Annotated in this window: 12 protein-coding genes; 7 read left to right on the forward strand and 5 right to left on the reverse strand. The window is 73.9% G+C overall.

Annotated elements, in window-relative coordinates; all coding sequences use genetic code 11:
- Nucleotides 1-138: 138 nt before the first annotated feature.
- Nucleotides 139-954 carry an NPP1 family protein gene (locus ACIRF9_RS49350; RefSeq protein ID WP_403836935.1) on the reverse strand — a complete coding sequence of 272 codons (816 nt, stop codon included), beginning with the start codon at nt 952-954 and terminating at the stop codon, nt 139-141.
- 169 nt (nt 955-1,123) lie between these two features.
- On the opposite strand from ACIRF9_RS49350, the gene ACIRF9_RS49355 reads away from it, so the two are divergent.
- Nucleotides 1,124-4,873, forward strand: a complete 3,750-nt coding sequence (locus ACIRF9_RS49355) for a hypothetical protein (RefSeq protein ID WP_403836937.1) — start codon at nt 1,124-1,126, stop codon at nt 4,871-4,873.
- A gap of 12 nt (nt 4,874-4,885) precedes the next feature.
- On the opposite strand, the gene ACIRF9_RS49360 is transcribed toward ACIRF9_RS49355, so the two are convergent.
- Nucleotides 4,886-5,044, reverse strand: a complete 159-nt coding sequence (locus ACIRF9_RS49360; protein ID WP_403836939.1) for a hypothetical protein — start codon at nt 5,042-5,044, stop codon at nt 4,886-4,888.
- A gap of 131 nt (nt 5,045-5,175) precedes the next feature.
- Between ACIRF9_RS49360 and ACIRF9_RS49365 the strand changes: the two genes are divergently transcribed.
- From ACIRF9_RS49365 to ACIRF9_RS49380, 4 genes are all read left to right on the forward strand, one after another.
- On the forward strand, nt 5,176-6,519 hold the full coding sequence (locus ACIRF9_RS49365; RefSeq protein ID WP_403836941.1) for a helix-turn-helix domain-containing protein: 1,344 nt from the start codon (nt 5,176-5,178) through the stop codon (nt 6,517-6,519).
- Nucleotides 6,520-6,593: 74 nt separating this feature from the next.
- A complete protein-coding gene (locus ACIRF9_RS49370) occupies nt 6,594-7,595 on the forward strand; it encodes a permease (protein ID WP_403836942.1) in 1,002 nt (333 codons plus the stop codon).
- Nucleotides 7,592-8,335 carry a TIGR03943 family putative permease subunit gene (locus ACIRF9_RS49375; RefSeq protein WP_403836993.1) on the forward strand — a complete coding sequence of 248 codons (744 nt, stop codon included), beginning with the start codon at nt 7,592-7,594 and terminating at the stop codon, nt 8,333-8,335. Before ACIRF9_RS49370 ends, ACIRF9_RS49375 begins: the two co-directional genes overlap by 4 nt.
- Nucleotides 8,336-8,426: 91 nt before the next feature.
- Nucleotides 8,427-9,152, forward strand: a complete 726-nt coding sequence (locus tag ACIRF9_RS49380) for a GAF and ANTAR domain-containing protein (protein ID WP_403836944.1) — start codon at nt 8,427-8,429, stop codon at nt 9,150-9,152.
- Nucleotides 9,153-9,159: 7 nt separating this feature from the next.
- Here the strand turns inward: ACIRF9_RS49380 and ACIRF9_RS49385 are convergent, their stop codons facing one another.
- The gene (locus tag ACIRF9_RS49385; protein ID WP_403836946.1) at nt 9,160-9,933 is read right to left on the reverse strand and encodes a hypothetical protein; all 774 of its coding nucleotides are present in this window, start codon (nt 9,931-9,933) and stop codon (nt 9,160-9,162) included.
- A 335-nt stretch (nt 9,934-10,268) separates the two neighbouring features.
- On the opposite strand from ACIRF9_RS49385, the gene thrS reads away from it, so the two are divergent.
- Both thrS and ACIRF9_RS49395 read left to right on the forward strand, forming a co-directional pair.
- The gene (gene thrS / locus ACIRF9_RS49390; RefSeq protein ID WP_403836948.1) at nt 10,269-11,477 is read left to right on the forward strand and encodes a threonine--tRNA ligase; all 1,209 of its coding nucleotides are present in this window, start codon (nt 10,269-10,271) and stop codon (nt 11,475-11,477) included.
- A gap of 52 nt (nt 11,478-11,529) precedes the next feature.
- Complete coding sequence (locus ACIRF9_RS49395; RefSeq protein WP_403836950.1) at nt 11,530-12,510, forward strand: nucleoside hydrolase; 981 nt, start codon at nt 11,530-11,532, stop codon at nt 12,508-12,510.
- Here ACIRF9_RS49395 and ACIRF9_RS49400 read toward each other — a convergent pair.
- Together ACIRF9_RS49400 and ACIRF9_RS49405 are read right to left on the reverse strand one after the other, a co-directional pair.
- Nucleotides 12,507-13,166 (reverse strand): hypothetical protein, encoded by a 660-nt coding sequence (locus tag ACIRF9_RS49400; protein ID WP_403836952.1) that lies wholly within the window; start codon nt 13,164-13,166, stop codon nt 12,507-12,509. The genes ACIRF9_RS49395 and ACIRF9_RS49400 overlap by 4 nt on opposite strands.
- 120 nt (nt 13,167-13,286) lie before the next feature.
- On the reverse strand, nt 13,287-13,625 hold the full coding sequence (locus ACIRF9_RS49405) for a nuclear transport factor 2 family protein (RefSeq protein ID WP_403836954.1): 339 nt from the start codon (nt 13,623-13,625) through the stop codon (nt 13,287-13,289).
- Nucleotides 13,626-13,731: the final 106 nt, after the last annotated feature.

A 13,731-nucleotide genomic window follows, 5' to 3' on the forward strand; every position in this document is an offset into this window, starting at 1 on the left:
GCGGGGCCCCCTCACCCGGGCCCGCGGCGGCCGTCCCCGCCCCGGGGGTGCGCCCCCCCCCTTTTTGGGGGGGGTGATGTCCCGGGGGCCGCCGCGGGGGGGGGGGGGGGGGGGGGGCGCCCGCGGTCCGGGGGCCGGTCAGCTCCAGGCGCTGAAGCTGATGCCGGACGGCTTGGCCTTGTTCAAGGTGTTGCGGAAGCGGTCGTTCTTGTCCTGGAGCGGGAAGTTGGCCTGGCCCCAGTCGGAGTCCGCGAGCGCGTTGAACGCCGTGCGGTACTTGCTCCACAGGGTGTCGTAGGGCGCCAGGGCCGGACGGTCCCAGCCGCCGTCGCCCCAGGCCTCCGCCCGCTCGCCCACCTTGGCGAAGCGGAAGGAGTGCGTGCCGAGGTCGCCCTCCTTGTGGTAGACGACCTTGAAGCGCTTGCCCACCCGCTCCACGTCGTTGAACCGCTTGGTGGTGTAGTTGCCGTGGGCGGACGTGGACACATAGCTCGGCCACTGGTCGCCGTTCTTGTACCAGACCACCGCGGCCTCCCACTCGTGCCGGTGCCCGATGTCGAGGACGGCGTTGCCCTGGTCCTTCTCGAAGTACAGGGTGTAGACGATGCCGCACCAGCCGGTGCCCTTGTCGCACTTGGACCGTGAGTAGGTGTTGGCCTTGCCGAGGTGGTTGGTGCGGCAGCCGCCGGTGATCGAGCCGGAGTTGTTGAGTCCGCCGTTGAGCCGGCCGCTCGCGTCGACGGCGGCCGCGGGGAAGCAGCTGTCGGAGTCGTAGTCGAACAGCGGCTGGAACATCTCCTGCGTGGGGGCGCCGGCCCCCAGGTAGGGGAAGGGGGTCAGGATCGCGGCGTCGGCGCTGCCGGTCAGACCGATGGTCAGCGCGGCGGCGCTGCCGGCGACGACGGCCGCTCTGCCGAGACGGGACGTGCGCTTGCTCTTGACTGCCTGGGACATGGGGATGTTCTCCAGTGGCTCCGGGTGCGGGGCGGTGCGCCACCGAAGCTGGCAGCCTCCGAGTTGATCAGCACCCCCTTTTCGTCACCGCAATCAATTCGGTGGGTCATCAACCTCACATCTTGTGTTGGTTCACGTCGGATCGTGGGGGAACGTAGGTTGTGGCCCGATGGGACGTCCCGAACGACCGCTGGACCCCGGGGCCGGCCCCGTTCAGCGCCTCGCGCACGACCTTCGCGAGCTGCGCAGAGCCGTCGGGGCCCCCTCGTACCGCGCGATGGCGAAGACGGCCGGCTGCTCCGCGACCACGCTGTCCCAGGCGGCCGCCGGGGAACGGCTCCCGTCGCTCGCGGCGCTCCGCGGCTACGTCCGGGCCTGCGAGGGCGACCCGGGCGAGTGGGAAGCCCGGTGGAAGGACGCGGAGGCCGAGCTGGCGCGGAGCCCGGTCGACCGCGATGAGGACGCGACACCGCCGTACCGGGGGCTGGCCCGCTTCGAACCGGACGACCACCGCCTGTTCTTCGGGCGGGACCGGCTGGTGGAGGACGTGCAGGAACTGGTGTGCGGCGAGCACCGGTTCGCGGTGCTGTTCGGCGCTTCCGGCAGCGGCAAGTCCTCCCTGCTACGGGCGGGACTGATCCCCCGGCTGCGGAAGAGGATCACGGAACTCGGCTGTCCGGCGGTGCTGCGCGTGTTCACCCCGGGGCCGAGACCGGCCGCCACCTACGGGCATCTGCTGGCCCCGGCCCCGGGGGAGCCGGACAGCTGGGTGGTCGTCGACCAGTTCGAGGAGGTCTTCACCCTCTGCCGGGACCCCGCCGAGCGGTCCCGTTTCCTGGAGTTGCTGCTCGCCGCCCGCGACCCGGACTCCCGGCTGAAGGTGCTGATCGCCGTCCGGGCCGACTTCTACGCCCGCTGCGCCGAGCACCGGGGCCTGGCGGACGCGTTGCGCTCCTGCGCGCTGCCGGTCGGCCCGATGACCGCGGACGAGCTGCGGGAGGCGGTGGTCCGGCCCGCGCAGGCGGCGGGGCTCCTGGTCGAGCGGGAGCTGACCGCGCGGATCGTCGAGGAGGTCCTGGAGCGGCCGGGCGGGCTGCCGATGCTGTCGCACGCCCTCCTGGAGACCTGGCGGCGGCGCAAGGGGCGCATGCTGACCCTCGCCGCGTACGAGGCGGTCGGCGGGGTCAGCGGCGCGATCGCGGCGAGCGCCGAGCAGGTGTACCGGCGACTCTCCCCGGTCCAGGCGCGTACCGCCCGCCGGCTGCTGCTGCGCATGGTCGAGCCGGGGCAGGGCACCCCCGACACCCGGCGGCCGCTGACCCGCGCCGAACTGGAGGAGTACGCGGACCCCGAGGCACGGGTCGTCCTGGAACGGCTGGCCGCCGCCCGGCTGCTGACCGCCGACGAGGACGGCTTCCACCTCGCCCACGAGGCCCTGATCGGCCGTTGGCCCCGGCTGCACGGCTGGATCGAGGAGGAACGGGAACGGCTCCGGCATCACCGGCGGCTGACCGAGGCGGCCCGTGCCTGGCTGGAGCACGACCGCGACCCCGGCGCGCTGTACCGGGGCAGCCGGCTGGCGCGGGCCGAGGAACTGTTCCCCGACCACGCGACCGATCCCGCCCTGACCGCCACCGAGCGGTCCTTCCTGCTCGCCGCGTGCGAGGCCCGGGAGGCGGAACGGCGGGCCGCCGCCCGGTCACGGCGCCGGGGGCGGATGCTGGTGGGCGCGCTGTCGGCCGTCATGGCGGTGTGCCTGGTGGTCGCGCTGGCCGCGTTCGAACAGCACCGGGACAACACGCGGCAGCGCACGCAGAACACCGCCCGCCGGATCGCCGCCGTCGCCGACGGTCTGCGGACGACCGATCCGCGGGCCGCGCTGCTTCTGGGGGCCGCCGCCTGGCGGATCGCCGAGCTGCCGGAGACCCGCCGGGCCCTGCTCGGCTCCCTCGCCCAGCCGGAACCGGACGCCTTCACCGACCCGTCCGCGCCCTCTCTCGAGCAGCGCTTCCTCGTCGACTCCGGCCGTACGCTGCTCGGCGTCGGGGACCACGTCTGGCAGACCTGGGACGTGGCCACCCACCGCCGAACGGGCCGGGGCACCGTCCCCGGCGGCGACGCGCTCGCGGCCGGACCGGACGGCCGGATCCTGGCGCTCGCCGGGGAGGACGGCGTACGGCTGTGGGACACGGCCACCGGTCGCTGGGCCGCCGCCCGGCCCGCCCCCTACGCGTACGACCTCGGGCTCGCACCGAGCGGCCGCAGCTATCTGCTCGGCCGGACCGACGCGGACGGTGTGCAGCTGCGCTCCGTCATGGACGACAGGCTGCTGTTCGAGACCCGGGACGCCGACCGGGCCAACGTGATGCCGAGCGCCGACGACCGGAAGGTGGTCGTCTGCCCCACGGGCCGCGCACCCCAGGTGTGGGACACGGCCGCCCGGCGCACCCTGCCCGGCGCGTGGCGGAAGGCCGGAGCGATCTGTGACGACGACACGTCGGCGGTGGCGTTCGGCCACGGCAGTCCCGACCGGTTCGCCGTCGTCACCGCGACCGGCGTCCGCGTCTGGGACATCCCGTCGGGACGCCTGGTCGCCGAGATCGCCGACCGGGGCGTGCAGCGCGTCTCCCTCAGCGCGGACGGCGCCTTCCTGGCCGTCGCCGGCACCGACGAGATCCGGATCTGGCGGCTGTCCGCCCCCGCCGCCCCCGTCTTCCGTCACCCCCTCGCCAACCAGCACGTCTACGACCGCCTCGCCTGGGACCCCGACCGGCCCTTCCTGCGCTACCTCGAGGGCGGCACCGTCCACACCCTCGACCTCACGACGGCCCTGACCTCCCAGTGGCGCGGGCACCCCCTGGACGGTGTCCTGCTCAGTCCCGACGGCACGACCCTCGCCACCGCGCAGCGCTCGGGCACCCACTACCGCTTCGCCCTGCACGCCACCCAGGACGGCAGGCACCTGCACACCCTGCCCTCCCCGCCGATGCCCGTCTCCCGGGACCCGAGCCTCCCGGTCGTCCCCCAGGACACGGCACCCCTGATGGCCTTCAGCCCCGACGGCGGCTCGTTCGTCTACGGCATCTCGGTCGCCGGACGGCAGTCGTCCCCCCAGCGCTTCACGGTCTGGGACACCGTCCGGGGCCGGGAGCGCACCTCGCTCGACCTGTCGGCGTCGGCGGCGGCGACCGCGGTGGTCGCCCTCGCCCTGGACTCCGGCGGCCGCACCCTCTACACCACCCGCACCCCGGCCATCGGCACGCTGAGCAACGAGGCGTGGGACGTCGCCGGGCACCGCCGGACCAACGCGGTCACCGACTCCGACCTGGCCGGCCTCCACCTCGCCGTCCGCCCGGACGGGCGGCTGCTGGCCGGCGACAACCGCGTGGCCCGTGTGCCCGACGGGCCGTTTCTGGCCAAGGACCTCGTCCAGGGCGAGGAGATCAACACCCTCGCCTTCAGCCCCGACGGGCGCGCGCTGGCGGCGGGCGACAAGACCGGCCGGGTCGGCCTGTGGGACGGCGGTCTGCGCCATCGTGAGGGTGTCCTGCGCAACGTCTTCCCCGCACCGCTCGGCGACGGCACCCCCGAGGCCGTCGGCGCCCTCGCCCTCAGCCCCGACGGCCACACCCTCGCCGTCGGCGGCGACGCGGGCACCCTCCAGCTCTGGGACACGGCCACCCAACAACCCCTCGGCGGCCCCCTCCCCACCCCCGGCGAGGCCATCGACACCCTCGCCTTCAGCACGGACAGCACCACCCTGTACGCCGGCGGCAAGCACGTCCCGCTCCAGCGCTACCACATCGCCCCGGAGCAAGCCGTCACCCACGTCTGCGCACGCACGGACGGCACCGACCTGACGAAGGCGGAGTGGCGGACGTACGTCCCGGACGCGCCGTATCGCAGGACGTGCGGGTAGCGGCGCGATGCGCTAGCGGCCCTCCGCCCGTTCCTGGGCCGTGGGTGGTGTGGGGGTCGCTCTCGCCGGGATCGCGTTGGCCGCGGTGATCAGGGTCGCGGCGGCCAGGACGGCGGCGGCGAGGGCCCTGGCGTAACGGTGTCCGTGGTGGGGGGATGTGGGTCCGGGCACGGCAACCTCACAACATCGGCGGACTACGGTTCACGACACTCATGTATTAAGCATGCTTAACTCGCCGTTTAACCTAGAGGCTGCGATAGTCCAACGGCAAGAGGCACAGGGGTAGTTGGGGGTACCGAGGCGTGGGAGAGCGGGACGAGCCGGAGGTCATCGGGCGGCGGGTGCAGCGGTTGCGCGTCGAGCGGGGGCTGACGCAGAGGCAGTTGGCGGAACCGACGTACACGCCCGCCTATGTGTCGACGCTGGAGGCCGGCCGGGTGCGGCCCTCCGACGAGGCGCTCAAGCACATCGCCGAGCGGCTCGGCGTGGACTTCGAGGAACTGGCGACCGGGCGTTCCGCACGGCTCGTCACCGACCTGCGGCTCCGGCTGACCGAGGCCCAGCGGGCCCTCGCCACGGGGGCGGCACAGGAGGCGGCGGCGCAGTACGCCGTGCTGCTCGCCGAGGCCGAGGAGCACGGGCTCGCCGAGGAGCAGGCCACCGCGCTGCTCGGGCTCGGCGAGTGCGAGATCTCCATCGGCGACCTGGAGAAGGCCCGGCAGTACTTCGAGCGGGCGGAGGGGTGTCTGGCCGACGCGCCGCTGCCCGTACGGGTTCCCGCCCTGCGCGGGCGGGCCGTCGCCCACTACCTCGCCGGTGAACTGCGGTACGCCGTCTATCTGCTGGAGTCCACGCTCGACGAGCTCAACCGGGGCGGACTGCACGACCCCGACGCGCTGCTGCTGCTGTACGCCTCCGTCATCGGGCCGTACATGGACATGGGCGCGCAGGCCCGCGCCGCCCAGGCCGCCGAGTTCGCGCTCGCCCTCGCGCCCCAGGTCGCCGACCCCGCGCTGGTCGCCCGTATGCACCGCTCCGTGGCCCGTACGCTCCTCGCCGAGGGCCGCCTCGCCGAGGCCGACGCGTCCCTCGCCAAGGCCGCCGAGCTGTACCGCCAGCTCCAGCTCCGTACCGAACTCGCCAACTGCCACTGGATGCGCGGCTACGTCTACGCGCAGAACGGCGAACTGGAGCGGGCCGAGGAGGAGTTGAAGCTGGCGCGGACCATGCTCGCCGCCCAGCGCGCCGCTCTCTACGGCAGTCAGGTCGCCGTCGAGCTGGCCGACGTACTGCACCGCCGAGGCAGGTCGGAGGAGGCCGCCGAGCTTCTCCACGGCGTCCTCGGGGACCTCTCCTCCGAGCGCGGTGCCGTCCACTCCGCCGCCGCTCACCGGCTGCTCGGCATCATCGCCGAGGACGCCCGGGACACCGAGGCGGCCGAGGAGCACTACGTCCGGGCGCTGAGCCTGCTGGAGCGGGCAGGAGCCGCCGGCGACCTCGCCGACCTGTGCCGTCTGCTGGGGGATCTGCTGCGGCGCACGGGACGCGTGGAGGCCGCCCTCGACGCCTACCGCACCGGCCTGGGCCACCGCACGGCCCCCGGCACCACGACCCTGGGCCCGGCCCCGGCCCAGCCCCCGCTCTAGGTCCTGTCCGGGTCACAGGATTCTCCGGGGAAGGACCCGGGGTGCCCACAGGTGTCCGCTCTAGCGTGCGCCGGGTGCAGAATCAACGGACTGTGGCCGACGGCCTGCGGGTCGTCGTGCGCGCGTTCGTGTACGCCGTGCTCGGCGGGGCCGCGCTGGTCGCCATCGCGACCGTCGTGTCCGTGCTGGGGCCGATGCTCGCGCTCGACCTGTACACCCCGCCGGTGGCCGCCTGGTGGACCGTGTTCACCGCCGTCGCCGTCCAGGGCGTGCCCTTCCTCCTCCTCGGTACGGTCGTGTCGGCGGCCATCGGCGCCTTCGTGCCCGAGAACGCCCTCCGACGCCTCCTGCCCCGCAATCCCGCGCTCGCCGTCCCCGTCGCCGGTGTCGCCGGGGCCGTGCTGCCGGGGTGCGAGTGCGCGTCCGTACCGGTCGCCGGGAGCCTGATGCGGCGCGGGGTCGCCCCGGCCGCGGCCCTCGCCTTCCTGCTCTCCGCGCCCGCCATCAACCCCGTCGTGCTCGTCGCCACCTCCATCGCCTTCCCGGGCCGCCCCGAGATGGTCCTCGCCCGGCTGCTCGCCTCACTGGGCACCGCCGTCGTCATGGGGTGGCTGTGGGCGCGGTTCGGGAAGGAGGAGTGGCTGCGGATGCCGAAGCGGGACACCCACCACAGCACCGGCGCCCGCGCCTTCCTCACCGGCCTCCAGTACGACTTCCTGCACGCCGGAGGCTTTCTGGTCCTGGGGGCCGCCGCCGCGGCGACCTTCAACATCGCCGTCCCCCGCTCCGTGCTCGACGTCTTCACCGGCTCCGCGTGGCTCGCGGTGCCGCTGCTGGCCCTCCTCGCCGTCGTGCTGTGCGTGTGCAGCGAGGCCGACGCCTTCGTCGCCGCCTCGCTCAGCGCCTTCCCGGCCACCGCCCGGCTGGTGTTCATGGTGGTCGGCCCGATGGTGGACCTGAAGCTCCTCGCCCTGCAGGCGGGCACCTTCGGCCGCTCCTTCGCCGTCCGGTTCGCGTCCGTGACCTGGCTGGTCGCCGTGACGGCCGGCGTGCTGGTGGGGTGGTGGCTGCTGTGAGGCGGTACGGCCCGACGGTCCTCCTCCTGCTCACGGGCGCGGCGGTCCTGCGGATCACCCTGTTCGGCGACCTCTACCTGCGGTACGTGCAGGCGGGCCTGCGGCCGTACCTGATCGTCTCCGGGGCGGCGCTGGTGCTGCTGGGGCTGGTCACGGCCGGGCTCAGGACCCCGGAGGACCATCAGGTCCGGGGAGAAGCCGAGGGACGGCCCGACGACGAGCACCGCCACCAGCACCGGCACGGTCCCCGTACCGCCTGGCTTCTCACCCTCCCCGCCCTCGCCCTCCTCCTCTTCCCTCCCCCCGCCCTCGGCTCCTACAGCGCCGGCCGGGAGGCCGCCCAGCGGGCCGCGCAGGGGGTCGGCACGTTCCCCGCGCTCCCCGCGGGAGACCCCCTCACCCTCACCGTCGCCGAGTTCAGCTCCCGGGCGATCTATGACAGCGGCCGCTCCCTGAAGGGCCGTACCGTACGGCTGACCGGCTTCGTCACCCGCGGTGACGACGGCGCCTGGTACGTCACCCGCCTCCTCGTCACCTGCTGCGCCGCCGACGCCACGACCGGCAAGGTCGAGATCCGGGGCGCCGACGACGACGCGCCCCCCACCGACACCTGGGTCACCGTCACCGGCACCTGGCGTCCGAAGGGCACCCTGGGCTCCGACGCGGCCTGGCCGCCGACGCTGGACGCGGAGAAGGTGACACGGGTGGAACAGCCCGCGGATCCGTACGAGAAGCCCTAGGGGGTGTCGACACCGGTTCCCGCCGTGGGCGGAGGGTACCCGGCGGATGCGGGAAGTGGTCGGACCAGCACGTTGTGCGGAGGTGATCGCCGTGCGCGACCGGGATCGGGAGCGGATCGCGGCGGTCATCGCCGACGCGGTCCGCGGTGCCGAACCGGGCGAGGTGCCCGGCCGGCTGTGCGCCGCCGCGGTGCGGCTGCTGCCGGTGACCGGCGCGAGCGTGTCGCTGTGCGGCGAGGGGATGCCCGTACCGCTGAGCGCGAGCAGTGAACGGGCCGCGCATCTGATGGAGGTGCAGGCCACCCTGGGCGACGGGCCGTGTCTGCGGGCCGCCGAGACCGGGGTGCCGGTGTTCGCCTCCGACCTGACGTCCGGCCGGGACGCCGTCCGCTGGCCGGTCTTCGCCCAGCAGGCGGCGGCCGCGGGGGTGCGCGCGGTGTACGCGCTGCCGCTCGGCGACCGTACGGTCTGCGTGGGCACCCTCGACCTCTACCGGGACGTCCCCGGCGAACTGGCCGGCGACGAGGTGCGTACGGCGCAGCTGGTGGCGGACGTGCTGATGGCGACCCTCATGACCCTGCCGCTCGCGGAGGACGACGGTCTGCGCCCGCCCGGTGAGGAACCCTGGCTGAGCACCCTCGCCACCGACCACGACGTCGTCTACCAGGCCGTCGGGATGGTCATGGCACAGCTCGGCGTCGGCGCGGACGAGGCACTCGCCCGGCTGCGGGCGCACGCCTTCGCGCACGGCCGCACGGTGCTCGACGAGGGCCGCGACGTGGTCGGCCGCCGCACCCGCTTCGACGAGGCCGACTGACCGCCGCTCAGACCTGCACCCGCCCCTGCTTGCGCACGTCCTCCAGCCGCCGCACCCCCAGCTGCACGGCCGCCTGTGTCGCCTCGTTCGGTACGTCGTCCAGGGCGCCGTTGGTCAGGGCGAACGCGTCCTCGCCCGCGCGGACGGCGGCCACGTCGAGGACGAGGACGGTCGGCTCCCCGTCGGCGTTGTCCTCGGCGGTCCCCCACAGCGTCAGCGACACCCGCAGCCCCTGCCGGGCGTCCCCCACCTCCGGCAGCGGCAAGTCGGTGACCTGCACGTCCTCCACGATGTCCTGGCCCGCCCTGGCCGTGAACCGGGCGCACTTCTGCGGCAGCGACCGCAGCCAGGCCAGTGTCCGGTCCGCGTCCGCCGGACCCTTACCGGTGAGCTGGTAGCGGAGCTGCGCGGACCGGTCGGGATCGTCGAGCCCCACGACCGCGCGGGCCGGGGCACCGAACAGCTCGTCGGTGTAGAGGGCGTCGAGCAGCTTCTGGCACTCGGCGACGGGCGTGCTCGCCTTCAGCAGCCCGTCCCGCCAGGTCGCCGCGCCCTGGGTGGGGATCCAGGGCGCGCCGAGGTCGGTGTCGGTGATGAGCGCCGCCTGCGCCTGGGTGTCGGTGAGGACGGGCGGGGTGCTCGGCGCGGCGGGCTTGGACGTCGACGCCCGGGCGCTGGGATCGGCGGGGTCGGCGGTCGGCGGGTGCTCCAGACCGAGGGCGGCGCACCCGGTGACCGTCGTGAGCAGCAGCGAGGAGACCAGGAGAGCGCGGCGGATCATCGAAAGGTGCCTCCTGCACTGGGGAAACGGTTCGGGCATACGGGCCTGCTCCCACGGCAACACCGCGGCCCCGGCGCGACCAGCGCGGCGGGCCGTACGGGTGACCGGCGTTGCTGCGCACGGTGGAAAACGTGTGGCGGAAAACAGGTCGTGCGCGGTCGGTCCCCGCTGCTACCGTCCCCGCATGCAGCGCGCCCAGCCGTCCTTCACGACGACGCCGGTGAGAGTCCCGGCGCGCTGAGCCGATCCATCGAATGGATTTCCGTAGCCCCGGGGCGAGTGCCCGGGGCTTCGTGCTGGGTGCTCGTCCGTCCCCGACCCGGAGGAGCAGCCCCATGAACGACCACCGTCGCCTCGGCCGCGAGCTCGACCTCTTCGACACCGATCCGCTGATGGGGGCGGGCCTGCCGTACTGGCTGCCCGACGGCGCGATCGTGCGCCACACCCTGGAGGAGTACGTCCGGGAGGCCGAGCGCGCGGCCGGCTACCGGCACGTGTACTCGCCCGTCCTCGGCAAACGCGAGCTGTACGAGATCTCGGGGCACTGGGACCACTACGGCGATGACATGTTCCCGCCCATGGAACTCGGTGCGGAGCAGGTGATCCTCCGCCCCAGCCTCTGCCCCCACCATGCCCTGATCTACCGCTCCCGCTCCCACAGCTACCGCGAACTGCCCCTTCGCATCGCCGAGTTGGGCGGCATGTACCGCTCCGAGCTGTCGGGGGTGCTCGGCGGGCTCACCCGGGTCCGGTCCATCCAGCTCAACGACGCGCACATCTTCTGCACCCTGGACCAGGCGGTCGAGGAGGCCCGCGCGGCCCTCGCCCTGATCGGCCGCGCCTACGCCGACCTGGGCATCAGCGCCGCCCGGTACCGCCTTTCCCTGCCCGGTGAGGGCGGCAAGTACGTCGCCGACCCGGAGCTGTGGAGCCGGGCCACCGCGCTGCTGCGGGAGGTGCTGGACGGCTCCGGGATCGCGTACGAGGAGGCCGAGGGGGAGGCCGCCTTCTACGGCCCGAAGATCGACGTACAGATCGTGGACCGGGCCGGCCGCGAGGCCACCCTGTCCACCGTGCAGATCGACTTCCACCAGCCCGAACGCTTCGACCTGCACTACATCGGCGCCGACGGGGCGAAGCACCGGCCGGTGATGGTGCACCGCAGTGTCATCGGCAGCGTGGAGCGGGCGGTGGCGCATCTGATCGAGGAGCACGGCGGGGCGTTCCCCGGCTGGCTGGCGCCGGTCCAGCTGGTCGTGCTGCCGGTGTCGGAGGCACAGGAGAAGGCCGCGGCGGACCTGGTGCGCAGGGCGTCCGAGGCCGGGCTGCGGGCCGAGGTCAGCGGCGAGGGCAGCCTCGGGGCGCGGATCCGGGCGGCGCGGCTGGTGCCGTACCAGGCGGTGATCGGGGAACGGGAGGCGGCGGACGGGCTGGTGGCGCTGCGGCTGCGGGACGGCCGCCGGCCGCAGGCGCTGGACGCCGGGGAACTGCTGCGCCGGATCGGGGAGCGGGTCGCGGCCCGCGGAACCGAGCTGTGGGCGTGAACGCCCGCGCGTAGGGTGCACGCAGCGACGGCTCGACGGAAGGACTCCCGAGGTGACCGACCAGCCCATACCCGTGATCATCGACTGCGACACGGGCGTGGACGACGCCCTCGCCCTGCTGCTCGCCGTACGCCATCCGGGACTGGACCTGCGCGCGGTCACCTGTGTGGCCGGGAACACCGGCGTCGACGGCGTGGTCCGCAACACGCTGACCGTGCTGGAGGTGGCGGGCGCCGGTGACGTCCCGGTCGCGCGCGGCGCCGAACGCCCGCTGATCGAGGCGGCCCGCTCGTCGACCGTGCACGGTGTGGACGGCATGGGTGACATCGACGGTCTGCCCGCACCGACGCGCACCGCCGCCGACGTGGACGCGGTGACGCTGCTGCGCCGCGAGATCCTCGCCTCCCCCCGCCCGGTGACCCTGATCCCCACCGCCCCGCTCACCAACATCGCCCTGCTGCTGCGGACCCACCCCGAGGTGACCCGCAACATCGAGCGGATCGTGTTCATGGGCGGCGCGGTGGCCGTCGGGAACGCCACTCCGGTCGCGGAGTTCAACGTGTGGCACGACCCGGAGGCGGCCGCGATCCTGCTGACCGCCGGGGTGCCGATCACCATGTACGGGCTGGACGTGTTCCAGCGGGTGGTGGTCCCGGGGGCGGACGTACGGCGCCTGCGCGCGAGTGCGGAGCCGGGTGCCCGGCTGGCCGGCGAACTGCTCGCGCACCGCCCGTCCGCCCCCGAGCCCGACGGCGACGAACTCGCCGGAGGCCTCGGCGACGCGGGCGCGGTCTGCGCGGTGGCCGACCCGGCCGGCCTGACCACCCGGCTCCTCCCCGTGGAGGTCTCCCTGGCCCCCGGCCCCACCCGCGGCCAGACCATCGTCGACCGCCGCCCACGCCCAGGGGAGTCGGAGCTCCACGGCGGAACCACCCGCGAACAGGCCCTGGTCGACGTGGCACTGGACGTGGACGTCAAGCGGTACGTGCAGCTGTACCTGGAGACGGTGGAGGGGGCCTGGGCGAGGCCTTAGGGGGTGCCGGACTCGTCCTTCCCCGGGGCGGGCTCGGACAGCTCGGCGAGGCCGGGGAGCATTTCGGCGAGCGCCTTCAGCAGCTTGTCCATGTCCACCACCTCGGGCAGCGGGTCGTAGAGGAAGCACACCCCGCCGGCCGTGCGGGAGACGGCCGGTCCGGCGTACCTCGCCAGGCGGTACGGCAGATCCGAGGCGTAGAACCGGTCGGTCGTGCCCGCGCGGTCCTCCTCGACCATCACCAGGTACGGGATGTCGACGGCGACCCGGAGGCCGATCTCCGCCGCACTCCAGCGGCGCTCCAGGCGCAGCATCGGCCCGCTGCCCTCCACCTCGAAGACCACGATCAGCCAGTGCCGCATGTCCCTGCGCCCCACCGGCTCCCAGCGCCTGGCGACGGTGACCCGGTGTCCGCCGAACGGGCCGGTCACGGCGGAGCCGGGCAACGTCCGCAGCAGCCAGGGGAAGTGGCCCGCGAACCCGGCCCACTGCGCTCCGTCCGGACCGACCGTGATCCGGCTCCAGCCCGGACGGGCGGCCAGGACCCCCATCGCCCGGTCCGCCCTGGTGACCCGCCTGGCGGTCCGGAACGCGAGCGTGCCTCCGACGACGAACGGCGCCAGGATGATGACCGACCACATGATCCAGGGGAACATGGACGTCCTTTCCTACCGGCTCGGGAAGCATATGCGCACGCATCTTCCCGTCCGGGGACCCGGCAGGACATCGGTGGATCCACGTAGAGGGCTACGGAGAAAACCGCCGCCCGCGCGGGCTCACACCCCGCCGCCGAAGAAGACCTGCACCTCCCGGATGAGCCCGTCCCGGACGGTGATCGCCTCGACGTTGCGGTACCGGCCGCCCTCCGCGAGCTCGTACTCGTAGTGGACGAGGACGAGTTCGTCGTCGGCCGGGGTGACGTGCAGCAGCCGCTGTTCCGCCATGCGGTCGGCCGTGGGGAAACACCGGGCGAAGAACGCCGCCTTGTCGATGTGGTCGTCCTGCGGGCTGGTGAAGGTGAAGTCGTCGGCGTAGAGGAGGACGGCCGCCGCCCGGTCCTGTGCCCTGTAGTGCCGGAACGCGGCCTCCACGACGTCTTTCGGGCTGCCGGTCATACGGCCACCGTACGACCGCGTGCCGCTGACCGCGTGCCGGCGGCCGGCCGACGCACGTCCGCCCCGGCACCGTGCGGGTGCCGGGGCGGACGTACCGGAGAAGCGA

Origin of the sequence: Streptomyces sp. NPDC096132, from assembly GCF_044763345.1 — a bacterium.
Taxonomy (GTDB): Bacteria; Actinomycetota; Actinomycetes; order Streptomycetales; family Streptomycetaceae; genus Streptomyces.

Coding starts and splice junctions, on each gene's coding strand:
- ACIRF9_RS49405 (WP_403836954.1), bottom strand. CDS start 13,625: ATGACCGGCAGCCCGAAAGACGTCGTGGAGGCCGCGTTCCGGCACTAC.
- thrS (WP_403836948.1), top strand. CDS start 10,269: ATGAACGACCACCGTCGCCTCGGCCGCGAGCTCGACCTCTTCGACACC.
- ACIRF9_RS49350 (WP_403836935.1), bottom strand. CDS start 954: ATGTCCCAGGCAGTCAAGAGCAAGCGCACGTCCCGTCTCGGCAGAGCG.
- ACIRF9_RS49385 (WP_403836946.1), bottom strand. CDS start 9,933: ATGATCCGCCGCGCTCTCCTGGTCTCCTCGCTGCTGCTCACGACGGTC.
- ACIRF9_RS49355 (WP_403836937.1), top strand. CDS start 1,124: ATGGGACGTCCCGAACGACCGCTGGACCCCGGGGCCGGCCCCGTTCAG.
- ACIRF9_RS49400 (WP_403836952.1), bottom strand. CDS start 13,166: ATGTTCCCCTGGATCATGTGGTCGGTCATCATCCTGGCGCCGTTCGTC.